This window comes from Amycolatopsis cihanbeyliensis, from assembly GCF_006715045.1.
GTDB lineage: Bacteria > Actinomycetota > Actinomycetes > Mycobacteriales > Pseudonocardiaceae > Amycolatopsis > Amycolatopsis cihanbeyliensis.
The window spans coordinates 855,946-880,934 of sequence record NZ_VFML01000001.1; the positions used below are offsets into that span (position 1 = coordinate 855,946).

Below are 24,989 nucleotides of genomic sequence, written 5' to 3' on the forward strand. Positions count from 1 at the left end.
GAAAGGACAAGCGTTGAGCAGTGAGTTCGGCAGCGAGTTCGACTATGTCGTGGTCGGTGGCGGCACGGCGGGTTCGGTGGTGGCCGCGCGGCTGTCCGAGAACCCGGATGTGACCGTCTGCCTCCTCGAGGCCGGACCATCCGATGTGGACGATCCCGCCATATTGGAGCTGGACCGGTGGATGGGCTTGCTGGAATCCGGTTACGACTGGGACTACCTGGTCGAGCCGCAGGATTCCGGGAACTCCTTCCTGCGCCACGCCAGGGCGAAGGTGCTCGGCGGCTGCTCATCGCACAACTCCTGCATCGCGTTCTGGGCACCGGCCGAGGACCTGGACGAGTGGGCCTCGCTCGGCCTGCCCGGCTGGTCGGCGGCCGACATCTTCCCGCTGTACCGGCGACTCGAGACCAACGACGGGCCTGGCGAGCATCACGGGCGTTCCGGCCCGGTGACCATCCGCTCGGTGCCGCCGCGGGACCCGGCGGGCGCGGCGCTGCTGGAGGCCTGCGCGCAGGCCGGCATCCCGCGCACCGAGTTCAACTCCGGCCGGACCGTGACGCACGGCGCCAACTGGTTCCAGATCAACGCGCGCGAGGACGGCACCCGATCCTCGGCCTCGGTGTCCTACCTGCACCCGATCCTCGGCACGCGGCCGAACCTGCACGTGCGCACCGGGGTGCGCGCGAAGAAGCTGAGCTTCGCGGGAACCCGCTGCACCGGGGTCGAGGTGTTGACCGAGGACATGCTGCGCAGCGAGCGGATCACCGCCCGGAAGGAGGTGGTCCTCAGCACGGGCGCGATCGACGGGCCGAAGCTGCTGATGCTGTCCGGGATCGGGCCCGCGGAGCACCTGCGCGAGGTCGGGGTGGAGGTGCTGGTCGACTCCCCCGGCGTCGGCGAGAACCTGCAGGACCACCCCGAGGGCCTGGTGCAGTGGGACGCCCGCAAGCCGATGACCACCGAGTCCACCCAGTGGTGGGAGATCGGGATCTTCACCACCACGCAGGACGGCCTGGACCGTCCGGACCTGATGTTCCACTACGGCTCGGTGCCCTTCGACCTGAACACCCTGCGGCACGGCTACCCGACCACCGAGAACGGCTTCTGTCTCACCCCGAACGTGACCAGGAGCCGCTCCACCGGCACGGTCCGGCTGAGCACAAGGGACTTCCGGGACAAGCCGAAGGTGGACCCGCGTTACTTCACCGATCCGCACGACATCCGGGTGATGACCTACGGCGTCAAACTGGCCAGGGAGATCGTGTCCCAACCCGCGATGGCGGAGTGGGCCGGTGCGGAGCTCGCGCCGGGCGCCGACGCCCGCACCGACGACGAGATCGCCGACTACCTCCGTCGGACGCACAACACCGTCTACCACCCGGCCTGCACGGTGAAGATGGGTCCCGACGCCGACCCGATGGCCCCGGTGGACGCGCGACTGCGGGTGCGTGGCGTGGAGGGCCTGCGCGTGGCCGACGCCTCGGTCATGCCGTTCCTCGTCGCCGTCAACCCGTGCATCACCACCATGGCCATCGGTGAGAAGTGCGCCGACCTGCTGGCCGAGGACGCCTGAGCCAGGCGCTCGGTTCTTAGCTCAACACGGTCCGGGTGTCGGCGACTCCGATCCGCGCCGGGTGGTGCCAGGCGACGTCGCGGGCCGTGTCGTCGACCTGGTCGGCGACGTCGAGCACGAGCGCGAAGAGCGCCATCCGGACCGGGATTCCGTTGTCCGTCTGCCGGAAGATGGCGAGTTCCGGATGCAGGTTGAGGTCGTCGGCGAGTTCGCTCCGACCGGTCCTGCTGTCTCGGGGAAGCGGGTGCATCAGTGTCGTTCCCGGCCTGCACACCCGTTCGTACAGGGCGGCGTCGATGCGGAACCGGTCCTGGTAGCCGCTGATGGAGACGTCTTCCGGGATGCGCTCCTGCTGGATACGGGTGGTGTAGACGACGTCGGCTTCCCGGATTCCTTCGGCGAGGTCGTCGGTGATGTCGACCCGGTGACCGCGCTGCCGCAGGCTCGCGGCGAGGTCGTCGGGGATCTGGAGCACGGGCGGAGCGACACACACGAACCGGAGGGTGTCCTCCAGCGCGAGCAGCTTCGTCAGCGAGTGTACGGTTCGGCCGTACCGCAGATCGCCGACGAACGCCACGGTCGCGCCGCCGACCCCGCCCGGTCGAAGGCCTCGCTCGCGGCACAGGGTGTAGAGGTCCAGCAGTGCTTGGGTCGGATGCTCGCCTGGGCCGTCCCCGCCGTTGACCACCGGGACGTTGGTGGCCGCGGCGAACTCGCTGACGGCGCCTTCTTCCGGGTGACGGACCACGAGGGTGTCCACATAGCCGCTCACCACCCGACTCGTGTCGTAGATCGACTCACCCTTGGCCATGGACGAGAAGGCGAAGCCGGTGGTTTCGCTGACGTGGCCGCCCAGCCGGTTGAAGGCCGCACCGAAGCTCAGGCGAGACCTGGTGCTCGGTTCGAAGAACAGGTTTCCGAGTACGGCGCCTTCGAGGACACGGGTGGTGCGCTGCCGCCGAGCATAGGGCAGCATTCGATCGGTCACCTCGAACAACCGCTCCAACTGGGGAAGATCGAACTGTTCGACGGTGAGGATGTGTTCACCTGCGAGATTCACCGAGCCTCCATCCGTGCGGTGCTGCCATCGTGACACAGCGTATCGCCGCCGTGGCGCCATCGCCTCGTGGTGTCGCTCAGCGGGCGTCGGCCCGCCCCGGCTCGGTCCGCCCATGGTCCTCGCCCGGCCACGGCGCCCCGGCCAGCCGCCGCGTCGCGGTTCCCGCGAGCACGAAGAGCGCGGCCATCGGGATCCACGTCGCGGCTCCGACGATCGCGATGACCGACACGAGCGCTGGGCCGACAGATCGTTGCACGCCGATACCGATACTGAAGACGGCGAGGTGGGCGCCCCGGTCCGCCGGTGGCGCGTGGCCGTAGGACAGCTCCCAGGCTCCGGCGACCTGTAGCGACTCGCCCAGTGACAGCAGGACCACCGCGGCGACGAGCGCGATCACACCGGCGATCGGCGGCAGCACGGCCGCCACCGCGAAGCAGCCGCAGGCCGCCGCCAGCAGCCAGCCCGCGTTCCGCTCGGCCCGCGCCGCCGCCGGCAGGGTCGACGCCATGCGGCTGAGTCTGCGTTGCAGCACCACGACGAGAACGGTGTTCAGCACGAACATCAGCGGCAACGTCGACTCCGGGATCTCCGTCTGCCGGATGACGTACAGTGGCAGGGCGAGCAGCAGGATCGTGTCGTGCAGCAGCATGATCACGTTGAGTGCGCTCAGGGCCAGGTACCGGGGCTTGATCCTGCGCAGTCCTCGGCCCGCGCGGTCCGGCCGCAGCGCGCGCACGTTACGGATACCGCCCAGCAGTACGCCCGCCAGGGCGAAGGACACCGCGTTGCCGATCGGAATCGCGTCGTAGGCGGTGGTCGTGCCGATCGCCACGGCCACGCTGGTCACCAGCGCGCCCAGCGAGAAACCCGCGTTGCGCAGCGCTCGCACGTATCCCATGGTTTCGGTGCGCCGTTCGCCGCCGACGGTCGCGCCGACCATGGCCTGAAACACCGGGGCCGCCATCCGGTCAGCCACGGTGACCAGCGTGATGATCGCGACGAATCCGATCACGTTGCCGGCGAAGGGGTAGAGCGGATAGATGGCCGCGCGGGCGAAATGGGCGAACTTCAACGTTCGCGCGTACCCGACGCGATCGGCCACGGCACCCAGCGGAGCGACGACAAGGAGCGCGACCACGCCCGCGACGGCGAAGCCCGCGCCGATCGTGATCGTGTCCAGCTCCAGCCGGAGACTGAAGTACACCACCGCGCCGGACATGAACAGACCCGAGCCGAGCGAGTCGGCCAGTGCCGAGCCGGCGATGCGCCCAGCACCGGCCGGCGGCACCACGATGTCGCGAAACGCCTGCCCCAGCCGGGTTCGCGTGGATCGCACGCGCTCGGGGGAATCGCTCACTCCTCGCTCACCACGATCGTCAGCGTGTCGACCGCACGGGCTGCGGCCGCGGTCGCCGTCTCGGCATCCGGCGCGACCGCGGTGCAGAAGGCCACCCGGTCGACCGAGCTCCGGATCGGCGCGGTGAGCCGCTGTCCCGGTTCCTTGAGCACGGTGCAGCCGGTGACCCACGGCAGCGCCCGCGCCTCGGCGAGGTTGCCGACCGAGACCAGGCTCCGGGACGCGGGCGGTACCGCGTAACGGATCGCGCCCGCCCACGACCCGCGGTCCGGTGCCGACAGCTCGGCGTCCAGCGCGGGCAGCACCCGCTCACCGAGCACCTGCCGCACCGCCAGCTCGATCAGGTCGATACCGGTCGCCGCGTGCAGCAGCTGCGGGATCTGGTCCCCACCCGCCCGGCTGTGGGTCTCCACCACCCGCGGGCCCGCAGCGGTCAGGATCAACTCGGTATGCGAAGGCCCGTACGCGAGGCCGACCGAATCCAGCACCCCGGCGACGTATCCGGCTACCTTCGAGTCGGCCTCGGTCGCCGCACCGACCTCGTGCCCCAGCTCGACGAAGTTGTCGTCCACCAGCTTGCGGGTTATGCCGACAACGCGGTGGACGCCGCCTTCGGAGAACGCCTCGACGGCGATCTCCACACCGGGAAGAAAGGGTTCGACGACGCAGTCTCCCGACGGCCGCGCCCGCGCGAGGTCGGCGGCGTCCGACACCTTGACGATTCCGGCGCTGCCAGTACCGCACCGGGGTTTGAGGATCAGCGGGAAACCGTGCACGCCGGCGAACCGGCACAGCTCGGACCGCGTCCTGACGTGCGCGGACGGGACCTCCTCGATCCCGGTGGCGCGCAACCGCTCCCGCATCGCCGCCTTGTCGTAGATGAGGCCGATGACCTCGGGCGAATGGAACCGCAGACCCAGTGCCGCCGCGATGGCCGCGGCCCGGTGCTGGTCGAACTCACCGAACGCGGCGACGGCGTGGATGGGTTCCCGCTCGTGCACGGTGGTCGCCAGCGACACCCACTCGTCGGTCGCCGAGGACTCCTGGAGCGCGAGAACCCTGGCGCAGTTGTCGGGATACCGGATCTTCGCGAGCCGCGGAACGGAAACCATCGTCGTGATGACGACCGCCGACCGCACCCGCTTCATCACCCGGGTGACATCACGGGCGCCGCCGACGACCAGTACGTGCCGGATGCTCATGCGTTCCCCCTCCGCGGCTCCGCGCGCTCCGTGGTCGCCATGGGTGCCGCGACGTGGCACAGGGCAACTCATGCGTCGCCGGGCGCGGAGACTGTCGCCGACGAGAGCAGGTCCTCGAGCCACGCGTCGAGCTCAGCGGGATCCGGGCCGGAGACCAGACCGGAGAACGCCAGGTTCTCGGGACGGTAGTTCGCGTTCGTCGGCGTCGGCTTGCCCTCCGGGAAGATTCGGTACTTCACCAGCACCGGGGCCGTGAGCGTGCCCGCGGGTACGTCCACGGTGACCGGCGCCCCGCCGTAGGTGTGCCCGGGAAACAGGAACATGCCGTTGAACGAGTTCGGCGCGGGGGACTCGAGCAGGTGCGTCGCCAACTCCCCGCCGACTTCCGTCGCCATGTCGAGCGAGTGCAGGTGGGCACCCGTCCGGCGGCGGAACATGTCGACGACGTAGCCGCCACCGCAGCGCGCCGCGACCTCGAGGAAGGCGGGGCCGTCGGCGGTGATGATGGCTTCCAGGTGGAAGGTCAGGGTGTCGGCGCCGAGCGCGTGCAGGCAGTCCAGTGTCCACGCTTCCAGTTCCGGGTACGGAAACTGGACCGATCCCAGCGGGTTGCCGTGCTCGAACTCCAGCGGCGTCCGCACGTAGCGGGACGCCTGGACAGCCACCGGCTCACCGCGGAAGAGGAACCCGTCCACGTGCCAGATCGGGCCGTCGAGATACTCCTCGACCTCGTACCGGTCCGCGAACGCGTGGTCATCCCGGCGTCGTTGCCCCACCAGGCGGCGTGCCGAATCGTAGTCGTCGCACAGGTACACCCCCTGGCTGGCGTTCGAGTCCCGGGGTTTGACTATCGTCTTGCCCTGCCAGGGCACGTGCTCGGGCAGCTCGGTCGCCCGCACGAACCGCGGCACCCGGATGCCCGCCCGCTCCAGGGTGGCCTTCATCGTCACCTTGTCGCGGAACCTGGCCGCCAGATCAGGGAGCATACCGGGAATGCCGAACTCCGCCCGGAGCTCGGCCGCCGGCATGATCAGAAGCTCGTGCCTCGCCAGCAGGCGGTCGAACGGACGCTGGGCGCGCAACCATGGCTGAAGCTGCTCGACCACCGGCGCTCCCCGCTCCAGCACGAACCGTTCACACCGGAGGTCCTTCGGGATGTCGTCGTCGTACTCGGTGGTGCCCGCATAGGTCACGTCGTGCCGCTGATGGTCGATAGCCCTGGCATACTCCATGCGTCCGAATTTGTTCTTGTTCAGGATGAGAATGCGCATCGGGTGCTCCAGCTCAGGTGTCTTGTGCGAACACTCCACGTAGGACGATCAGGAGATGCCTCGCCAGGGAAGGGAATACGTCTTGACGTTCGTGTAGTTCTTCATGGCTTCGATGACTCCCTCCTTGTATCCGAGACCCGAGTCCTTGGTTCCGCCGAAAGGCGTGAGTTCGAGCCGGTAGCCCGGCACCTCACCGACGTTGACACTGCCCGCATGCAGTTCGCTGATGAACCGCGTGGCCCGGTCGAGGTTTCGCGTGAGCACGCTCGCCGACAAGGCGTACCGGCTCGCATTCGCGATCCGGATGGCGGTACCGTCGTCCGCGAACCGCACGATGGGCACCACCGGACCGAAAACCTCGTCGGTGACCAGCGGCATCTCCGCGCTCACCCGGTCGACCACGGTCGGCGGGTACCGGGCGCCTTCGCGCTCGCCGCCACACAGAACCCGTGCTCCCCGACCGACGGCGTCCGCGACCGCGGCCTCGATACCGCGCGCGGCGTCCTCGTCGATAACCGTTCCGATGTCCGTATCCGGGTCGAGCGGATCACCGCAGCGCAGCGCGCCCACTCGCGCGACGAGCAGGCGCACGAACTCGTCGGCGACGCCGGACTGAACGAGCACTCGTTTCACCGCGGTACACCGCTGGCCGGAGTTCTTGCAGGCGCCGGCGGCGACGAGTCTTGCCGCCTCGTCGAGATCGGCGTCGTCAAGGACGATGGCCGGGTCGACACCGCCGAGCTCGAGCACCACCCGGCGGTAGCCCGCACTGGCGGCGATCTGCTTGCCGACCGTGCTGCTTCCGGTGAACGCCACCAGGTCGGTGCGCGGATCGGTCACCAGCACGGCGCCGACCTCCGCGGGGTCGCCGGTCACGACCTGCACCATCTCGGTGGGCACACCCGCTTCGTACAGGGTGTCGGCGAAGGCGAGCGCGGACAGCGGTGTCTTTTCCGAAGGCTTGACGATGATCCGGTTGTTCGTCGCCACCGCGGGGGCGACCTTGTGCACGACCTGGTTCAGCGGATGGTTGAACGGGGTGATCGCACAGATCACGCCAAGCAGCGGTTCCCTGGTGGTGAACACCTTGCGGGCCTGGCCGTGCTCGGTGATGTCGCAGGAGAAGACCTGACCGTCGTCGACGAGCGCCTGGTTCGCCGCGAACAGTAGCGTGTCGCAGGTCCTGCGCAGCTCGTGCCGTGTGTCGGCGAGGCTGAGCCCGGACTCGAGCGTGATCAACCGGGCCCAGTCGTCGCTCCGCTGCCTGATCAGCTCCCCGGTGCGCATGAGCGCGGTGTACCGCTCGTGCCTGGTCAGTGAGCTCCGGTAAGCGGCGGCCAGCTCGATGGCGTGGCGCGCGTCCTCGGCCGTGGCCTTGGCAACGGTACCGACAAGCCGGCCGGTGTAGGGAAAGCGCACCTCGATCACGTCGTCGCGGACGACTGTGCGACCGCCGATGCGTGGGCCCTCACGTCGGGGTACCCACTCGGTGACGCGTCCTGCCGTGCTCATCACGAGGCCTGCCACATCAGTACGCCGGCGCCGGTGAGCATGAAGGCGGAAAAATACAGTTGATAGCGCCGGTTCGACAGACCCTGGTAGACGCGCCTGCCCACCAGCACGTAGGCGGCCACGACACCGGCGACGGAGCCGAGGAGCCCGACGGTCGGCAGCGGTGGTCCGTGCACCACGTACAAGGTGACGAGCTGGGACAGCGCGAACAAGGCGTAGGCGAGCGCGACCGTCCGATGGATCTCCTTCTTGTCCTCACTTCGGGCGCCCGCGTAGACAGCAAGGAGGCCACCTCCCATGTTGGTCAGCCCGTGGAGCAGGGCTATCGCGGTGATCGCCGGCCGGCCCACCGCCGCGCACCCGCGTCGCAGCCTGCGATGCGCCGCGGGCACCAGCCGCATCACCGCCACGCACACCAGCAGGGCGGCGACGGGGTAGCGGATGTCCATACCCTCGAGCACCAGAAGGGAGGTGAACATCCCCGCGACGATCGCCGGCACGGTCCACACCGCCAGCGCCGTCGCGTCCCGCGCCCTGACCGTGTGGTCGAACCGGATCTGCAGCAGGCTGAGCGTCAGCGAGGCCGGCAGCAGGACGTAGAGCAGCTCGACGTACTGGTACCCGAGTATCAACAGCAGCGGCGTGCCGAAGAACAGCAGGCCCACGCCGAAGACGGACTGGATCACGGCCAGCGCGGGGATGATCGTCAGCAGGAGCAGGAGGCTCATGTCACGAACTCACCCCGCCGGGCCGCGCTCCGGCGACCGCGCTGGTGCCGTCGACCAGCCCGGCGACCAGGTCCACCAGGACGTCCGCGTCATCGGAGTTCACCACCCGTGCCTGCGGGACCCCGAGCCGGTCGGCCAGCGCGGCCCGGTTCTGCTTGAAGGTGCCGATCGCCAGTGGTTCCTTGCCCAGCAGGCCGAGCTGGCGCAGGCCTTCACCCGCTCCCATGGCGTCGTTCACCATCATCACGCAGGCCGCGTCGAGTTCGGCCATGATCTCCAGCGCTTCGGGCGCCCGTGCCTCGAGAAAGTCCCCGCCGATCTCCACCACCACGAGGTCGGCCCGCTCCTCGCAATGGCCGATCAAGGTGTGCAGCATCGCCCGGAACCCGGCGGGCGGCACCCCGTAGGTGGACGGCATGCCTGCGTCGACGAAATCGGTAACGACGTCGTAGTTCGCGGCGCGATAATGCAGACAGTCCTTCGCCCGGCCGGTGCCACAGGCCTTGATCGCGGCCGTGCGCAGTTTCGGCAGGCGGCGCTTGACCGCGATGTTCAGGGCGCACACCATCGTGGTCTTGCCGACCTCGGCCGAGGTTCCACAGACGAACAGCACCGTCTTGCGCGACCGGTCCGGCGAGACGTCGCCGACCGCGACCACGGGCACGTCCGCGATGTTCACCGGCCTGCCCGCGACGGCGGGAAACCCGACGACTTCCATCGGCAGCGCGTGCGAGCCGTAGTAGGAGGGAACGGCCACGCACTGGGCGACCAGACCACCCTGCGCCACGAGATCCAGCTTGCACCCGGTCGCGATCGGCCCGGCCGGCAGCTCCCCGATGAGGTTCGTCCCGGAGCGCCGCGTGCCCAGTACGACCACCAGCACGTCGTCCCGGTAGAGCTTGACGGGTGCGCCCGTGCTGTCCTCGACATGGTCGTAGGCACCGGTGCTGTCGAGACAGCGGACGACAACCAGGTCGCCGTCGCGCGGCACCGGGTTGACCGTCGCCAGCTCCTCCTTGCCGTCGAGCAGGGCCGGACCGTTACGCACACAGGAGCTCACGAGCTTGACCGGCACGCCGGCCACCGTCGACCGCCACCCTTTCATCACACCGCTCCGGCGGGTTCACCCGACATGGCCGGACGGCTCACCTGGCTACCTGCCATCGAGCGCCACCAGCTGCACCGAGGACACGTTCCGTTGCTCGACTTCCTTGAACGACGCGACCGCCGTGTCGAGCGAGTCCACCGCGCCGTCGACGGCGTAGCTGTCCAGCATCTCGTCGAGTTCGCCCTGCAACTGCTCGCATGCGGCGGCGAGTTCGGCGCCTTCCGTTTCGCCGGCCGAAGTGCCTTCTTGCTCCGTCATGGAACGACCTCCTCTGTTTCGTACGCGAATCTCGGGTTCAGTGAACTGTGACGCTCCACAACTCGCGAGGATTGACGGCTACGTTCTCTCCGATCACCCGCTCACCGACAATCTTGTGCCGGCCATGGGCGAACCGGTTGTTGTCGAGCAGCAGAAGGTCGCCGCTGTCCATCGGGAAGCTGGCCTGCATGGTCTCGTCCGCGGCGTTGCTCACCAGATATTCCAGCGACTGCTGGTACTTGTCGAACTCGGCTATCTCGTCCTTCAGGTCGAGGATCTTGTCCTGCAGGTCCTGCTTGAGCCGGACTCCGACATCGAATCGATCGGTCATGTCCGGGAGCTCGTAGCACAGCGGCAGGTCGGAGTTCCGTTCCCGAACGTTGTTGGCCTGGAAGGTGATCGAGGTGCTCCGCAACCGTCGAAAGTGCTCGTCGAACAGGTCACCGTCGCGCTCGGCGAGCCGCGCGAAGAACCGTTGCCAACACAGCACGAGCGACTCCCCGCGCTCGCCCTCCGGAGTGTCCCGCCAGCCGGGGTCGACCATCAGCATCGCGAAGTAGGCCGGTCGCGGTGCGCGCCACGACCGTGCGGAGTGTGGGCGCAGACCTCCCGCCACGTAATGCACGGACTGCTTGGCGTACTCCCCTTTCCTCTTGTACTTGACCCGGTTGATCTGCGGATGGGGATCCTCCTTGTCCAGGTCGCTGCGCGAAGCGTAGTTCGCCAGCGGCTCACCGAACCCGCGGAGGAACTCCAGGTACCTTCCGGGTTCGGTGGCGAACCCGCGCACCAGGCAGATCCGGTTCTCCGCCATCACCTCCCGGGCAGCGGCGATGGTCCCGGGCACCGATCGTCCCTCAGCGAGGACCTCGGACCGCTGGATCGTCTCGGCCGAGACGTGGATGTCGTTGCGCATCGGTTTACTCTCCTTTCGACATCGTCCGGTTGGCCGCGAGGCCGCGGTCATGCGAAGACCGAGTCGTCTCGCCTGGCCGCGGTTCTCGGCAGCGCCGCCGCGCGATCGCGGTACCGCTTCGTCTCGTCCTGACTTCCGCCCGCACGCAGCATCACCGCCGCGAGCGCGACGAGGGTCAGCCTGCCGGCGTCGGGGCGGTCCGCGCGAGGACGAAGCACCGTCACCGCGTCCTCCGGCCTGCCGAGCCGCACGAGCAGGTTGGCCAGCTCGACCGAGACGTCCTCCTGATCGTCGTTACCGGCGAGGCTCTGCCGGTACAGCACCTCGGCGAGCTGCGGATCGTCGAACTCGCGGTCGGTGAGGCGGGCCAGCTTTCCCAGCGTGTAGGGGTGCTGTGGCCGTTTCGAAAGGGCACGCAACATCAGGCGCCGGGCTTCCCGCGGATCATTGCGCTGCCAGACGAACAGGGCGTAGTTGCACAGGGTGCGGGGATGGTGCGGGTCGAGCTCCAGCGCGCGCCGGTACCGCTGCTCGGCGTACTCCGGGTCCTGGTACTTGTGTTGTGCCAGCAAGGCGAAGTTGCTGTGCACCCTGGCATGGCGGGTCTGCGCGGTGATGGGGCGTCCGGCCTTCTTCTTGGCGTCGTCCGGTATCCAGTGGATCTGTTCGGTCCACAAGGTCAGCAGCCGGTTGTCGTCCGCGCTCTCCGGGTACCTGGCGCGCATATCGGCGAGCCCGATCGGGTCCTTTCGGCCCTCCAGGTATCCGAACCGTTCCATCGTGTCCCACTCGGAGACCGTGATGAGCTCCTTCAGCTCCTCCGGGTAGTCCGGCCTGGTTCCGGTGGCGTTGATCCGGGTGCCCGCCCGCAGTGCCGACTCGTCGACCTTCTCTCCGACCAGCCGGAGGAAGCGAAGAACATCCTCCTCCAGCCGCTCCTGACGCCCGATGAAGTCGACCTCCGCACCGGGCGGCCCGACGTAGGACCGGTAGATGTTGCCCAACGCACCCGGAAGGATCGAGACAGCCTTCCTGACGAACGTCTCGAAATCGTCGCTCTGGCAGTGCTCGTCGAGCGGGTACCGCGGCCGCCACCCTCCCTCCATTCGATAGGCCCAGTACGACCGGTACCACTCGATGGGGTTGCGGACGAACGCACCGATGTAGCGGTACCTCGCGCGGTCGTAGTACTCGAGGAAGTCGTGGTCGCGCATCGCCGGATCACCGACCAACGTCGCCTCGAGCCCGAGTTGCTTGACCGTGGACCGGATCCAGGTGCTGCCCGTCTTCGGGACCAGGAGCAGGAGTGCGTTGCTCTTGGTGAAATGCAGTGCCATGGGCGTCTCCGTGAGATCGAACAGCGGCTTCGGTTTCGGCGAGATGAGTTCGGAAGCGGAGTGCGAGGTCGGGTAGTGCCTCCCTCGGCCGCGGGAGGGACTCGTCGGCTCCGGGCCGGATCAGGCAGTGCAGGAGAACCGGCCCTTCCGTCCGGTCGGCGGCCAGTTTCAGCCCCGCCAGTACCGCGTCGATGCCATCACACCGCCAGGCCGCCCGGTAACCGCAGGCCAAGGCCACGTTCGCGAAGTCGACCTGCTCGGCGTTGCTACGTTGCCCTCCGGTGGACTCGTGCTGGCCGTTGTCCAGCACGATGTGCAGGAACGGCGTGCGGACATAGCGGCCCGCGGTGGCCAGCGTGCCCATGCGCATCAGCAGGGCTCCGTCGCCGTCGAAAACGGCGACCGGATGGCGGCTCGCGGTGGCAAGGCCGACTCCGATGGCGGGCGCGCAGCCCATCGAACCGGGCATGTAGAAGTGGTTGGGCCGGTCGTCGAGGCCGTACAGCGCTCGCGAGGTGTAGCCCGTGGTGGCGACCGTGGCCGTCCGAAGCGCATCGAGCTCCAGCCAGGTCTTCAGCACGTCCGACCGGCTGGGCCGCCTCCCCGCACGGAACACCTCGGCACGTTCCACCTGCCGAAGCGGAGGCCGGGCCCGCACCGGGCGCGTACCGGGGCCGGTGTTGTCGAACGTGGTCCTGGCCAGGACCAGCGCGGAGGACTCCCGCCGCTCGCCACGTTCGACGGCGGCCGCGAGCTGAGCCGCGGCGACTCCGGGCGCGGCATCGAGGTCCTCAGCGGGAATCCCCAGCAGCCGGAGCAGGTCATGCGTGACGTCGCCCATCATCCGATGCTGCGGCTCGTCGTCTTCCGCGGGCCACCCGCGACGGGACACGCCCAGTACCACCGGGATCCGGAACGGTTCGGTCAGCGAGCTGAGCGGGTTGGTGGCGTTGCCGAGACCGGAGTTCTGGCACAGGACCATGCCCTGTGCGCCCGCCAACCAGGTCCCCGCCGCGATCGCGACGGCCTCACCCTCCGACGTCGACGAAACGTAGGGCCCGGCACCGCTTTCCAGCAGCGAGTAGAGACCCGATGCGTACGAGCACGGCACACCGGCGATACCGGCGACCCGGTTCCGTGTCAGCTCGGACAGAAACCATGCTGGTTCCAGCAACTCGACACCCCCTGCGAGTACTCGTGGCGGGCCGGTGCGCGGTAGCGAGGCGTGCGCAACAGCCGCATCGTGGACGACTCCGGCGTCGTGGCCTCCGCACCGGTGCCGAGAACGTGGCGGGACAGGAACGCTGCCGTCAGCCGATCGCACGCCAGCCGATTCTCCGCACGGACGAGCTCGTGCCCCTCGTCCGGGAACAGCGCGAGCAGGGCCGCTCGATCGGCGCGGGCCAGCCGCATGAACATGGTGGTGGACATGTCGACGGGAACCCGGCTGTCGTTGGCGCCATGCACCAGCAGGACCGGACACTCCACCGTGGCCGCGTTGGTCACCGGTGACCTCTCCGCCAGCGTGGATCGCTGCACCGGGTCCCCGGCGTCGCCGAGGCGGCGGCGCACCATCGGGGCGGCGGTCTGCCAGTACTCGGGAAGCGAGTCGGCGAACCGCACCAGGTCCGTGAGCGGCGCGGTGGCGACGACACAGCCGAACCGCCGCGACGACGTCGCCGCGAGCTGCAGGACAGCGTAGCCGCCGTAGCTGCCGCCGACCAGCGCGATGCGGTCCGGGTCGGCGTGGCCGCGCCGGACCGCCCAGTCGAGAGTGTCCTCGAGGTCCTCCTGCATCGCGGCACCCCACTCCCGGTCCGCGGCGTTCACCCAGGCCGACCCGAATCCCGTCGATCCGCGGAAGTTGGGGTCGAGCACCGTGTAGCCCTGCCGGGCCAGCCACACGCGCCGTTCGTCGTACTCCCAGCGGCTTCGCCGCCACGGACCGCCGTGCACCAGCAACACGGCGGGTGGAGGGGTGTCCCGCGACGAGTCCTTCCCCGGTGTGGGTGCGGCGAGAAACGTGACCGCGTGCCGCCCCGCCCGCAGTGCGACGCTCACCGGCCGGCAGGTCAGCGGTGCGCCGCGCGGCGCAGGTCGCGCCCGCACCACGGGGGTCACGACGTCACTGCTCGGTCGGTACACGAAGTACCGGGCCTCCGCGTCGGCCCGATGCTCGGCGCACAGCCATTGGCCATCGCTCTGCCGCCGCTCCAGCACAGCGGGCTCGCCGCCGAGCCGGCGTCGCAGTGCGCGAAGGGCCGTCCCGGCGTCCGCGTGCAACGCAACGGTGCGTCGGCGGAACCGTTCAACCTCCGCCAACTCGGGCCGCCCGGTCGTCGACGACGGCAGGATCTGGCCGATTCCGGCCCACCGCACGGAAAGAAGGGTCTCGGCGACGGTCGCCCGCTGGTCGCCGGCACACCGTAGACCGGCCAGCCGGGTACCCTCCCGGCCATCCGGAAGCACGAAGTAGGCGGTGTGCCCGTCGGTCGAGAAATGGCTGAAGCGGGTACAGAGGGCGGCTTCGTGCGGGACATGCAGAAACAGCCCCTCCTTGCCATGGCCGCTGTGCCAGAAGTCTCGCGACCCATCCTGGTTCACCGTCTCGGTCAACCGCGGGGAGAAGTCGGTGTCGAAGTACACGGCGCCGTAGCCGTTGTTCTCCAGCGACATCACCCGATCCCCGGTGCGCAGGGAGATCACCTCGTAGTCGTGGCAACGCCGGTCACGCCGGTTCGACGCGACGAGAACCTCCGTCGGCCGGCGGGGACTGAGCCCGGCGACCCGCATCTGTGCCCCGGCCACCTCGGCCAACGGCGTCCACTCGCGCGTGCCGGCCGTGAACCGGTACAGCACCCAGTTCTCCGCGCCGGTGCGGTCCGCGACCGCGATTCCGACCCCGGGGGCGTGTGACCAGGTGAAGGCGCGGACGCGAGCCGGCGTGCCGCCGACCCGGTCCACCTCGCGGCCCTGCCGCACATCGAAAAGCACCAGGCTGGGAGCCGACGTCCCGCTGGACAGCCACGCGAGGTAGCGCCCGTCCGCGCTCATCGAAGGCGGACCCGCACGCTCACCGCCGGTCACTGGACGACCCCGGCGGGCCGCCCGTGCCGTGCCTGGCACGCGCGCACGACCTCGGCGATGGCGTCGCAATGCGGTTGCGGCGGTACGGATATTCTGACGCCGGGTGGAAAGTGCCGAGGGTAGTCGCGCAACTCGTGCAGTCGCCGTACCCGGTAGCCTGCCGTTTCGAGGTCCTCGGCCAGCTCCGCCGGTGTCTCCAGGCACACATAGTTCGCCTCGGACGGCCACACCCGCATACCCGGAACAGTGTCGAGCGCGGCGATCAGGCGGTCCCGGCAGCGTCGCGCGGCCTCGATGCTGTCCAGCACCGCCCGCGGCCGCTCCAGCAGCCGCCGCGCGGCCCGCTGGGCCACGCCGGAGACGCTGTTCGGCAACTGACGCCACAACGGACCTGCTCGCCGCCCGGCGAACGCGGTGGAAACGCCGAAGCCGATCCGCAGGTTCGCCAGTCCCCACGCCTTGGAAAAGGTGCGCAACACGAACAGGTTCGGGTGCTCGGTGACCAGGCGCAGTGCGGAGTCGGCGGCGAAGTCCGCGTACACCTCGTCCAGCAGGATCACCCCGCGAACCCGCTCGGCAAGCTCGGCGACGTCCTCGACGCCGAACTGGTATCCGAGCGGGTTCCGCGGCGAGGACAGCGAGAAGACGGCGTCCTCCTCGTCCGCATACGGTTCGAGCGCGGCCATCAGCCCGGCCGGCTCCCGCACCGCGACCGCGCGGCGTTCCCAGCCCTCTTGCGCGCACAGGCTCGCGGTGAGGTGGAAGTTCGGAACGACGTCCACGACCAGACCGCGGTACAGGGAACGCAGCAGCATCTCGACCAGTTGGGTCGCACCCGCCCCGACGCGCACCGAGTCCGGCGGCAGCGCGTGGTACTCGGCGACCGCCGCGGCGACGCCCTCGGCCCACACGTCATCCTTGCTGGTCACGTCCATCGAGTCCACCGCGGCGAGAATCTGCGCCGTGTGCTGCCGCGCATCGAGGAACTGGCTTCCCGTCCACGTCAGGTCGAGAGTCACACATACCTCCGCTTCTTGCCGCCGAGAGGAGTGATCCGGTCGCACTGTTCGAGAGTGATCTCCTCGTGCGGGAAAAGTTCCCCTACGGCCGCACGCAACGCGGCGGGCAGCGTGCCGGGGTCGTCGACCGCGGCATCGGGAGCCCATCGGAGTACGGCCGGCTCGGCCGTACTCACCAGCTGGAAGTCACGCAGCCCGGGCAGGAGGCCGAGCCGGTTGGTGATCGACTCGGACGGAAGCGCTCCGGTCCGCAGTCGCACGACCTCCGGTTCCCGGCCCCATAACCGGACCAGGGACTGGGTGCCGTCGGACCCGGTGTACAGCTCAGCGTGATCACCGGTTCGGTAGCGGAGAAAGACGGTGTCCCGATACAACAAATTGGTCAAGACCAGTTCCCCGGTACCGGACTCGCCGACGTCTCCCGCGTCGGTGCGCACCTCGAGCCGCACGTTGTCGGAGAAGACCTCATAGCCCTCGCCGTGGACGGTGCCGGCCGCGATCAGTCCGCCCTCGGTCGAGGCGAGCGCGTCCACCACAGGCGCGTCGAAGTAGTCGGCCAGCCTGGCACGGTCGTCGCTGTGCAGGGGCTCGCCACTGACCAGCAACAGCCGCGGTGACCACGGTGGCCGCCCGAGCCCGTGACCGAGCAGGGCCGCGCGGAGATCGAGCAGGTAGGTCGGCTTGCCATAGAGGATCTTCGCCCGGAGCCGGTCGTACACCCGGACGATGTCACCGGCCGCGCGCAGCTGTAGCCGTGCGTACAACGCGGAGTTCAGCGACGGCAACGGTTTGACGAAACTTCCCCGGCCGGCCTTGTTGCTGACGAAGAGGACGCCCAGGTGCCCGGTCGTGAACTCGTCCCGAGCGATGCCGGCCAGCTGGGCGATCTGCGCGAAGAAATGGTAGTTGACGCCGTACCACGCCGCGTCGTCCACGGCTACCCGCAACGGCGATCCGGACGTACCACTCGACGTCAGCGTACGGCTACCGGCCGGGCGGGCCGCACGGAAGTCGTCGGGCCGCAGGCTGTGGGTCGCGCGGTCCACGATCGGGAACGTGCCCAGCTCGTCACCCGGCATCCGCCGGTAGAACGGGACCTGGGCGCGAGCATGCCGGACCACGGCGTCCACGCCGGTGGTCCTCCCGGACCAGTCCTCGTGCATCCGGTGGACGTCCCGTACCGATTCGACCGTCTCGGAACCGGTCGCGGCGCCGGCCATAGCAGCTCCCCTCGCTGGTCCGGACTCGCTCAGGCGGACCGGGAAGCCTCCGGCAGCAACGACACCGTCTCATCGGAGCGGCCGGGAGGCACATACCGGCTGTAAAGATCCTTGGCAAGGTCGAGTTCCGCGTTGTTCGCGAGTTCGAAGACGCGGGTCAGGTCGACGATCTTTCCCTCGAGGTTCCGCATGGTGCGCTGTTCCCGCAACGCGCTACACAACTCCTGCATCGCGCCGATCGCCGCGCGCAGGCTCTGGTTCGCCCAGATCGCGACGGAGATACCCGCCTGCTCGAATACCTCCGCCAGCACGGTCGAATATTTCGTGGGAATAATCGCTACCGGAACCGACGAGCTCCATTCCCGCATGAAAGCGAGCACCTCGTCGGGTGAGGTCAGTTTGGAATGGACAAGCACCGCGTCGGCACCTGACTCGGCGTAGAGGGAGCAGCGGTCGACCGCCTCGGACAACGTGCGCCCCGCCACGAACGCCTCGCAACGGGCCACCAGGTACATGTCAGCGCCGGCAGTGTCCTTCGCGGCCTTGAGCCTGCCGCAGAACTCGGCTGGGTCGGCCAGCACCTGACCGTTTTCCAGGAAGGAGTTCACCTTCGGAAACACCTTGTCCTCGATGCAGGCGCCGCCGACCCCGGTACGAGCCAGTTTCCGCGATACCAGCCGCACGTTGTTGAAGTCGCCGTAGCCCGTGTCGATGTCGACAAGGCCTGGCACGGAAACCCGGTCGGCCACGAGTCCGATACGTTCGGTCACCTGCGTCCAGGAAAGCTCATTCGAATCGCGCAACCCGCTGGTCGCGGACAGTCCCAGTCCCGACAGCCATACGCCGGAAAATCCCGATTCCTCCGCTATCTGCGCGGAAAGCGCATCGTGGGCGCCCATGAGGAAGTCGAGGTCGGGACGTTCGAAGAGTCTGGCGAGCGCATGGGCCTTGGTCATAGTCTGCTCCTCCTGCGAAGTGTTGGTCGCACCAGGCGCGATCTCGGGCGGGCACGGCGGCACAGAATGTTCCGGTTTTCGGCCTAGCGTGTGCCGTCGTGCGGACACCAGACAGGGGACAACGTCTCGCCCGGCTCCGGAGAGCGCACCGTTCGCGGGCGTGGTGAACCAGTGCCCTCAGTCGAAGGCTTCGTGAGCCCGGCGACCCGGTCGCTCATCCGGCCCGACGAGGCACCCGGGAGGTCACGGCCCGTCAACAGGGTCATCGACCGCGCTCGTAAAATGCCGCCCAAGTACACGCGTTACCCCCAAGATTCGGCGAGTCGGAGCAACCGGCTGCGCCACACGCACGCGGGCGAACCATGATGGAAGCCCGAGTAATCAAGTCATGACCGCGAGACGCCCACAACCAAAGATCAGGTTCGCCCACAATCTATGATCGTTTTCGAAGTCGGCGTCGCCAGGGTATTCACCTCGGCGCTACCGTGCGTTCATGCGTTGAAGCTTCATCGAATCGCGAGAAGATGTCAACAGGCCGGCTGAGCATCATTCGAACGGAGCAGTCGGGTACTTTTTGTCGTACGGAAAATGGGCCGATCGGAGCACCGGTCCTGCATCCTGACGTCGCCCCATAAATCGTTTTCCGACACAATCAAGATCTACTGGGCTCGCGGCACAACTCCGACCGCGCCGGCAAGGAGCCGAGAAAGATCATGGAACGCCATAATCTTTCTCGGCTCGGGACACTCGAGCACGAAGCCGTACACCTACTTCGAGAATTGATCACAATTCTCGAGCGGCAGGTTCTGCTCCGAGGAAGGTTACTGCTGGGAGCCGGGCGTCACCATCGATGTCCCGTGCACGGCACGGAAACCGGGTCACTCACAGCGGCTGGAGCAGGGCGAGGCACTCGACGTGGTGGGTCATCGGGAAGGCGTCGAAGGCGCGTAGCTCCGCGAGGTGGTAGCCGTGCCCGGCGAAGGTGGCCAGGTCACGGGCCAGCGCGGCCGGGTCGCAGGCGACGTACACCACCCTCTCCGGATTTCCCTCCACAATGGATGTGACCACGGCGTTGCCCGCGCCCTTGCGCGGCGGGTCGAGCACGACGACCTCCGGCCGCTCGTCGACCTGCCGCAGTACCTGCTCCACCCGACCGGCCTGCCAGCGCACCTGCGGCAGGTCGGCGAGGTTCGCCCTACCGTCACGCACGGCCTGGCTGCTGGACTCCACGGCCAGCACGCCGCCCGCCGTGCCGACCTGGTCGGCGAGCACGGAGGCGAACAGCCCGGCGCCGGCGTAGAGGTCCCACACCCGCGCGCCGCGGGAGGACCGCGCCCACTCCCCGACCGCGGTGGCCAGGGCCTCGGCCGCCGCCGGGTGCACCTGCCAGAAGCCGTGCGCCGCGATCCGCCAGTCCCGGCCCGCCGCGTGCTGCACCGCGACGCCGCCCTTGACCTGCCGGGACTTTCCCTTGCCACGTACGGTCGTCAGCTCCCGCAGGTGGGTACGGCCCGCGCCGTCGCTGGTCACCTCCAGTTCGCTCCCCGGCCGCCACCGCGCGGACAGCGCTTCCTCCATCGCCTCCGGGACCGAGATCGGGCATCCGGCAAGCGGGATCACCCGGTGGCTGCGATGCGCACGCAGGCCGGCACGCCCCTCGTCATCGGCCACCAGCCGCACCCGGCTGCGCCAGCCGAGCGGGCCGCCGGGCAGCGCCTCGACCTCGACGTTGCGTTCCAGGCCGGCCAGCCTGCGCAGTTGCTCGGCGATCACCTGCGCCTTCAGCTCCCGCTGCGCCTGCGGCTTCGCGTGCTGCCAGTCACAGCCACCGCACAGTCCGGGGGCGGCCAGCGGGCACACCGGCTCGACCCGGTGCGGGGACGCCCGTAACACGCGTACCGCGTCGGCACGGCAGAACCCGCGTTGCCGATCCTCGGTGACCTCGGCCAGCACCAGCTCGCCGGGCAGCGCGTGCCGCACGAACACCACCCGACCGTCCGTTCTGGACACGCAGTGGCCGCCGTGCGCCACGGCACCCACCTCCAGCTCCAGGGTGCGGCCCAGCCAGCTGCCCTGGCTCGTCGTGGCACTCATCGTCGCTCCTCGTCCGAGCCGTTACCGCCACGTTGCGTGCCGTGCACGCCCCGGCGGACGTCGCCGGCGATCGGCCGCTCCCAGGATCCCGCCCCGGACCGCCGCTTGGAGGACTCCAGCTGCCACGGCACGCTGGTCACCATCACGCGGGGCTGGAAGAGCAGCCTGCCCTTCAGCCGCAGCGCACTCTGGTTGTGCAGTACCTGCTCCCACCAGCGTCCCACCACGTACTCCGGGATGAACACGGTCACCACGTTGCGCGGGCTGTCCCCGCGCACCCGCTTGACGTAGTCGAGCACCGGCTTGGTGATCTCCCGGTACGGGGACTCGACCACCTTGAGCGGGATGGAGAAGCCGTGCCGGTCCCATTCCGCCACCAGCGCCCTGGTGTCCGCGTCATCCACGTTGACGGTGACCGCCTCCAGGATGTCCGGCCTGGTCGCCTTGGCGTAGGCCAGCGCGCGCAGGGTCGGCTTGTGCAGCTTCGAGACCAGCACGATCGCATGGTTGCGCGAGGGCAGCACCGGCGGCTTGGCCTCCTCCTCACTCAGCTCCTCGGCGACCCGGTCGTAGTGCCTGCGGATGGCGGTCATCAGCCAGTACACCGCGGCCATCGCCACGATGGAGATCCACGCCCCGGCCAGGAACTTCGTCACCAGCACGATGACAAGCACCCCGCTGGTCATGAACAGGCCGAAGGAGTTGATCGCCTGCGCCCTGCGCATGCGGCGGCGGGCGTCCCGATCGGTCTCGGTGCGCAGCAGGCGGTTCCAGTGCCTGATCATGCCGCTCTGGCTGAGCACGAAGGACACGAACACGCCGACGATATAGAGCTGGATCAGGCTGGTGACCTCGGCATCGAACGCGATCACCAGCAGGATGGCGAACCCGGCGAGGAACAGGATGCCGTTGGAGAAGGCCAGCCGGTCCCCCCTGGTGTGCAGCTGGCGCGGCAGGTGCCGATCCTGCGCCAGGATCGAGCCGAGCACCGGGAAACCGTTGAACGCGGTGTTCGCCGCCAGCACCAGGATCAGCCCGGTGAAGAAGATGATGAACCAGATCCCCGGGGAGAAGCCGCCGAACACCGCGTTCGCCAGCTGGGCGACCAGGGTCTTCTGCTCGTACCCCTCCGGGGCGTTGACGAGTTGGGTCCCCGGATGCTCCGCCATCACCACCCCGGTCAGCCTGGCCAGGAACAGCAGGCCGAGGAACATGGTGACCGCCAGGGTGCCCATCATCAGCAGGGTGGTCGCGGCGTTGCGGCCCTTGGGCTTGCGGAAGGCGGGCACCCCGTTGGCGATCGCCTCCACCCCGGTCAGCGCCGCGCTGCCGGAGGAGAACGCGCGCAGGATCAGGAAGACCAGACCGAACCCGGCGAGGTGGGTGTCCTCCTGCACCAGGATGAGGTCCGCGCTCTCCGCGCGAACGTCCTCGCCCAGCACGAACACCCGGAACGCGCCCCAGCCGATCATGCCGAGGATGCCGACCACGAAGGCATAGGACGGCAGCGCGAACGCGGTGCCCGACTCGCGCACCCCGCGCAGGTTGATCGCGGTCAGCAGCAGGATCGCGCCGACCGCGAAGGCCACCTTGTGCGTGGCCACGAACGGCACGGCGGAGCCGATGTTGGCCGCGGCCGAGGCGATCGAGACGGCCACCGTGAGCACGTAGTCGACCAGCAGGGCACTGCCGACGGCCAGCCCCCAGCGGGGGCCGTGGTTCACCGAGGCGACCTCGTAGTCCCCACCGCCCGAGGTGTAGGCGCGCACGTTCTGCCGGTACGAGGCCACCACCGAGACCATCACCAGCGCCACGACCAGCCCGATCCAGGGGCTGAACACGTACGCCGACGCGCCCGCGACGGACAGCATGAGCAGGATCTGCTCGGGCGCGTAGGCCACGCTGGACATCGGGTCGGACGCGAACACCGGCAGCGCGATGCGCTTGGGTAACAGCGTGTGCGAAAGCCGGTCGCTGCGGAACGGCCGGCCGAGGACCAACCTCTTCGCCGCAGTGGTGAACTTGGACACCGCGAAAGCCTAAAGTGCGCCGGGGGCGGCGACGCGGTACGGGTGAGGGTAGGTTCTCCGACGGGTGAACGCCTACGGGAGGAGATTGCGGCGTGCACGTGGTGATCATGGGATGCGGCCGGGTCGGCGCGTCTCTTGCCGCTGCGCTGGGCAGACTGGACCACGAGGTGGCGGTGGTCGACAAGAGCCGGCAGGCTTTCCGGCGGCTCGGCAGCGAGTTCCACGGGCTTCAGGTGACCGGTAACGGCTTCGACCGTCAGGTGCTCGTAGAGGCCGGCATCGAGCGGGCAGGCGCGTTCGCGGCGGTCTCCAGCGGGGACAACTCCAACATCATCTCGGCCAGGGTGGCCAGGGAGACCTTCGGCGTGGAGCACGTCGTGGCCAGGATCTACGACCACAAGCGGGCCGCCGTGTACGAGCGGCTCGGCATCCCGACCGTGGCGACCGTGCCATGGACCACCGACCGGTTCCTGCGCACCCTGCTGCCGGACGGGGTCGCCACCTCCTGGCGCGACCCCACCGGCACGATGGCGCTGCTGCAACTGCCGCTGCACGAGAACTGGGTCGGGCGCAGCGTGCGCGACCTGCAGGACGCCACCGGCGCGCGGGTGGCGTTCATCATGCGGTTCGGCACCGGGGTGCTGCCGAAACCCAAGACCGTGTTGCAGGCCGACGACCTGGTCTACGTGGCCGCGCACTCGGGTACGGTCAGCGATGTCACCAGCGTCGCGGCGCGCGCGCCGGAGGAGGACTGATGCGGGTCGCGATCGCCGGCGCCGGTGCGGTGGGGCGGTCCATCGCCACCGAGCTGATCGACGCCGGGCACGCCGTGATGCTGATCGAGCGGGAGTCCGCGCAGTTCATGCCGGAGACCGTGGAGCAGGCCGACTGGGTGCTGGGCGACGCCTGCGAGGTGTCCACCCTCGAGGAGTCCGGGATCCAGCTGTGTGACGTGGTCATCGCGGCGACCGGCGACGACAAGGTCAACCTGGTGGTCTCGCTGCTGGCCAAGACCGAGTTCGCGGTGCGCAGGGTGGTCGCCAGGGTGAACACCCCCGCCAACGAGTGGCTGTTCACCGAGGCCTGGGGCGTGGACGTGGCGGTGTCCACCCCCCGGATGCTGGCCGCGATGGTCGAGGAGGCGGTCAGCGTCGGCGACCTGGTGCGGCTGATGACCTTCCGGCAGAGTCAGGCCAACCTGGTCGAGCTGACCCTGCCCGACGAGACCCCCCTTGCCGGCCGGCCGGTCCGCGACCTCACCCTGCCGGGTGACGCCGCACTGGTGACGATCCTGCGCGGGGAACGGGTGATCGTCCCCCAACCGGACGAGCCGCTGGAGCCCGGTGACGAGCTGCTGTTCGTCGCGCGCACCGACGTCGAGCCGGACATCCGCGCCGCCCTCGGCTACTGAACCCTTGTTGGCCGTACGTCAACAGCCAACTCGTGCGCATGAACAGCCAACTCGTGCGCGTGAGCGGCAAACACGGTTACCTGGGCGGCCAACACGCCGGGCTCCGGCGTGTTGGCCGCCCACGTAGGCGAGTTTGCTCCCCACGCGCGTGAGTTTGCCGTTCCCGTACGGGTTCAGGCCTGTTGCGGGGGCGGGGCCTGGCCGTACTTGATCCGGAGGTTCTCCTCCGCCTCCGCGTCCGAGGCCTCCTGCGCTTCGCGCAACGCCTTGAGCCGCTTGTCCGAGCGGCGGACCGCCCACACCACGACCAGCAGCGCGAGGCCCCACAGCGGGGCGCCCATCACGATCTTGGCGAAGGCCAGCCAGCCGGTGAGGTCCTCGTCGTACAGCCAGCGCTGCACCACGAACCGCCCGGCGAACACCGCCACCATCGCCAGCGTCGCGACGTCGTAGCCGTAGCGGGACGGCTTGTCCCTGCGCCAGGCCGTTCCGGCGCCGTTGATGGCGTTCCACACCACCCCGGCCAGCGGCCAGCGCACCAGCACCGACACCAGCAACACGCTGCCGTAGATCACGCTCGCCCAGATGCCGAACAGGAAGAAACCCTTGGCCGAACCGGTCCGGTAGGCGATGAACGCGGCGATCGCGACCCCGAAGAAGCCGGAGATCGCCGGTTGCACCGGCTCCTTGCGCACCACCCGGAGCGCGGTGATCGCCACGGCGACGCCCACCGCGCTCCAGATCCCGGCCTGCAGCCCGAACAGGGCGTTGGCGAGCACGAACACGACCACCGGGACCGCGGAGTAGACAAGGCCGGAGACACCGCCCATCTGCTCCAGCATGGTGGGCA

The 24,989-nt window shown here is 69.0% G+C and carries 21 protein-coding genes; 3 read left to right on the forward strand and 18 right to left on the reverse strand.

What is annotated here, in order from left to right; translation table 11 throughout:
• The first annotated feature begins 13 nt into the window (after positions 1-13).
• The gene (locus FB471_RS03590) at positions 14-1,573 is read left to right on the forward strand and encodes a GMC family oxidoreductase (protein ID WP_141995914.1); all 1,560 of its coding nucleotides are present in this window, start codon (positions 14-16) and stop codon (positions 1,571-1,573) included.
• A 16-nt stretch (positions 1,574-1,589) separates the two neighbouring features.
• On the opposite strand, the gene pyrB is transcribed toward FB471_RS03590, so the two are convergent.
• From pyrB to FB471_RS03670, 17 genes are all read right to left on the reverse strand, one after another.
• Positions 1,590-2,633 (reverse strand): aspartate carbamoyltransferase, encoded by a 1,044-nt coding sequence (pyrB, locus tag FB471_RS03595; protein ID WP_211357940.1) that lies wholly within the window; start codon positions 2,631-2,633, stop codon positions 1,590-1,592.
• A 76-nt stretch (positions 2,634-2,709) separates the two neighbouring features.
• On the reverse strand, positions 2,710-3,969 hold the full coding sequence (locus tag FB471_RS03600) for an MFS transporter (protein WP_141995916.1): 1,260 nt from the start codon (positions 3,967-3,969) through the stop codon (positions 2,710-2,712).
• Positions 3,970-3,986: 17 nt separating this feature from the next.
• Positions 3,987-5,192 (reverse strand): ATP-grasp domain-containing protein, encoded by a 1,206-nt coding sequence (locus FB471_RS03605; protein ID WP_170220687.1) that lies wholly within the window; start codon positions 5,190-5,192, stop codon positions 3,987-3,989.
• Positions 5,193-5,260: 68 nt separating this feature from the next.
• Positions 5,261-6,463, reverse strand: coding sequence for an ATP-grasp domain-containing protein (locus FB471_RS03610; RefSeq protein WP_141995918.1), 1,203 nt, complete (start codon positions 6,461-6,463; stop codon positions 5,261-5,263).
• A 48-nt stretch (positions 6,464-6,511) separates the two neighbouring features.
• Positions 6,512-7,975: a phosphonoacetaldehyde dehydrogenase gene (gene phnY / locus FB471_RS03615; RefSeq protein ID WP_141995919.1), complete on the reverse strand. Its 1,464-nt coding sequence runs from the start codon at positions 7,973-7,975 to the stop codon at positions 6,512-6,514.
• Positions 7,975-8,703 carry a TSUP family transporter gene (locus FB471_RS03620; protein WP_141995920.1) on the reverse strand — a complete coding sequence of 243 codons (729 nt, stop codon included), beginning with the start codon at positions 8,701-8,703 and terminating at the stop codon, positions 7,975-7,977. Before FB471_RS03620 ends, phnY begins: the two co-directional genes overlap by 1 nt.
• Position 8,704: 1 nt before the next feature.
• On the reverse strand, positions 8,705-9,778 hold the full coding sequence (locus FB471_RS03625; protein ID WP_141995921.1) for a hypothetical protein: 1,074 nt from the start codon (positions 9,776-9,778) through the stop codon (positions 8,705-8,707).
• Between the two features lie 78 nt (positions 9,779-9,856).
• On the reverse strand, positions 9,857-10,069 hold the full coding sequence (locus tag FB471_RS03630) for a hypothetical protein (RefSeq protein ID WP_141995922.1): 213 nt from the start codon (positions 10,067-10,069) through the stop codon (positions 9,857-9,859).
• A 37-nt stretch (positions 10,070-10,106) separates the two neighbouring features.
• Positions 10,107-10,985 carry a TauD/TfdA family dioxygenase gene (locus FB471_RS03635; RefSeq protein ID WP_170220688.1) on the reverse strand — a complete coding sequence of 293 codons (879 nt, stop codon included), beginning with the start codon at positions 10,983-10,985 and terminating at the stop codon, positions 10,107-10,109.
• A 47-nt stretch (positions 10,986-11,032) separates the two neighbouring features.
• A complete protein-coding gene (locus tag FB471_RS03640) occupies positions 11,033-12,322 on the reverse strand; it encodes a tetratricopeptide repeat protein (RefSeq protein ID WP_141995924.1) in 1,290 nt (429 codons plus the stop codon).
• The gene (gene aepY, locus FB471_RS03645; RefSeq protein ID WP_170220689.1) at positions 12,207-13,433 is read right to left on the reverse strand and encodes a phosphonopyruvate decarboxylase; all 1,227 of its coding nucleotides are present in this window, start codon (positions 13,431-13,433) and stop codon (positions 12,207-12,209) included. The genes FB471_RS03640 and aepY overlap by 116 nt, the downstream gene beginning before the upstream one ends.
• A 29-nt stretch (positions 13,434-13,462) precedes the next feature.
• Positions 13,463-15,376 carry an alpha/beta hydrolase family protein gene (locus tag FB471_RS03650; protein WP_141995926.1) on the reverse strand — a complete coding sequence of 638 codons (1,914 nt, stop codon included), beginning with the start codon at positions 15,374-15,376 and terminating at the stop codon, positions 13,463-13,465.
• Positions 15,377-15,405: 29 nt separating this feature from the next.
• Positions 15,406-16,428 carry an aminotransferase class I/II-fold pyridoxal phosphate-dependent enzyme gene (locus tag FB471_RS03655; protein ID WP_170220690.1) on the reverse strand — a complete coding sequence of 341 codons (1,023 nt, stop codon included), beginning with the start codon at positions 16,426-16,428 and terminating at the stop codon, positions 15,406-15,408.
• The gene (locus FB471_RS33960; protein WP_170220691.1) at positions 16,425-17,648 is read right to left on the reverse strand and encodes a phenylacetate--CoA ligase family protein; all 1,224 of its coding nucleotides are present in this window, start codon (positions 17,646-17,648) and stop codon (positions 16,425-16,427) included. The genes FB471_RS03655 and FB471_RS33960 overlap by 4 nt, the downstream gene beginning before the upstream one ends.
• A 29-nt stretch (positions 17,649-17,677) precedes the next feature.
• On the reverse strand, positions 17,678-18,604 hold the full coding sequence (locus FB471_RS03660; RefSeq protein WP_141995928.1) for an isocitrate lyase/phosphoenolpyruvate mutase family protein: 927 nt from the start codon (positions 18,602-18,604) through the stop codon (positions 17,678-17,680).
• A gap of 882 nt (positions 18,605-19,486) precedes the next feature.
• On the reverse strand, positions 19,487-20,698 hold the full coding sequence (locus FB471_RS03665) for a class I SAM-dependent RNA methyltransferase (protein WP_141995929.1): 1,212 nt from the start codon (positions 20,696-20,698) through the stop codon (positions 19,487-19,489).
• The gene (locus FB471_RS03670) at positions 20,695-22,728 is read right to left on the reverse strand and encodes an APC family permease (RefSeq protein WP_141995930.1); all 2,034 of its coding nucleotides are present in this window, start codon (positions 22,726-22,728) and stop codon (positions 20,695-20,697) included. Before FB471_RS03670 ends, FB471_RS03665 begins: the two co-directional genes overlap by 4 nt.
• A gap of 92 nt (positions 22,729-22,820) precedes the next feature.
• Here FB471_RS03670 and FB471_RS03675 point away from each other — a divergent pair, with 92 nt between their 5' ends.
• Together FB471_RS03675 and FB471_RS03680 are read left to right on the forward strand one after the other, a co-directional pair.
• Positions 22,821-23,483 (forward strand): potassium channel family protein, encoded by a 663-nt coding sequence (locus FB471_RS03675; RefSeq protein ID WP_141995931.1) that lies wholly within the window; start codon positions 22,821-22,823, stop codon positions 23,481-23,483.
• Positions 23,483-24,139 (forward strand): potassium channel family protein, encoded by a 657-nt coding sequence (locus FB471_RS03680; RefSeq protein ID WP_141995932.1) that lies wholly within the window; start codon positions 23,483-23,485, stop codon positions 24,137-24,139. Before FB471_RS03675 ends, FB471_RS03680 begins: the two co-directional genes overlap by 1 nt.
• A 173-nt stretch (positions 24,140-24,312) precedes the next feature.
• Here the strand turns inward: FB471_RS03680 and FB471_RS03685 are convergent, their stop codons facing one another.
• Positions 24,313-24,981: a DUF3159 domain-containing protein gene (locus tag FB471_RS03685; protein WP_142001554.1), complete on the reverse strand. Its 669-nt coding sequence runs from the start codon at positions 24,979-24,981 to the stop codon at positions 24,313-24,315.
• Positions 24,982-24,989: the final 8 nt, after the last annotated feature.

What these genes read in the sequence shown, in the direction of transcription:
- FB471_RS03605 (WP_170220687.1), bottom strand. Translation starts at nt 5,192, where the DNA reads ATGAGCATCCGGCACGTACTGGTCGTCGGCGGCGCCCGTGATGTCACC.
- FB471_RS03610 (WP_141995918.1), bottom strand. Translation starts at nt 6,463, where the DNA reads ATGCGCATTCTCATCCTGAACAAGAACAAATTCGGACGCATGGAGTAT.
- phnY (WP_141995919.1), bottom strand. Translation starts at nt 7,975, where the DNA reads ATGAGCACGGCAGGACGCGTCACCGAGTGGGTACCCCGACGTGAGGGC.
- FB471_RS03620 (WP_141995920.1), bottom strand. Translation starts at nt 8,703, where the DNA reads ATGAGCCTCCTGCTCCTGCTGACGATCATCCCCGCGCTGGCCGTGATC.
- FB471_RS03630 (WP_141995922.1), bottom strand. Translation starts at nt 10,069, where the DNA reads ATGACGGAGCAAGAAGGCACTTCGGCCGGCGAAACGGAAGGCGCCGAA.
- FB471_RS03635 (WP_170220688.1), bottom strand. Translation starts at nt 10,985, where the DNA reads ATGCGCAACGACATCCACGTCTCGGCCGAGACGATCCAGCGGTCCGAG.
- FB471_RS03640 (WP_141995924.1), bottom strand. Translation starts at nt 12,322, where the DNA reads ATGGCACTGCATTTCACCAAGAGCAACGCACTCCTGCTCCTGGTCCCG.
- FB471_RS03650 (WP_141995926.1), bottom strand. Translation starts at nt 15,376, where the DNA reads ATGAGCGCGGACGGGCGCTACCTCGCGTGGCTGTCCAGCGGGACGTCG.
- FB471_RS33960 (WP_170220691.1), bottom strand. Translation starts at nt 17,648, where the DNA reads ATGGCCGGCGCCGCGACCGGTTCCGAGACGGTCGAATCGGTACGGGAC.
- FB471_RS03660 (WP_141995928.1), bottom strand. Translation starts at nt 18,604, where the DNA reads ATGACCAAGGCCCATGCGCTCGCCAGACTCTTCGAACGTCCCGACCTC.
- FB471_RS03665 (WP_141995929.1), bottom strand. Translation starts at nt 20,698, where the DNA reads ATGAGTGCCACGACGAGCCAGGGCAGCTGGCTGGGCCGCACCCTGGAG.
- FB471_RS03680 (WP_141995932.1), top strand. Translation starts at nt 23,483, where the DNA reads ATGCGGGTCGCGATCGCCGGCGCCGGTGCGGTGGGGCGGTCCATCGCC.
- FB471_RS03685 (WP_142001554.1), bottom strand. Translation starts at nt 24,981, where the DNA reads ATGCTGGAGCAGATGGGCGGTGTCTCCGGCCTTGTCTACTCCGCGGTC.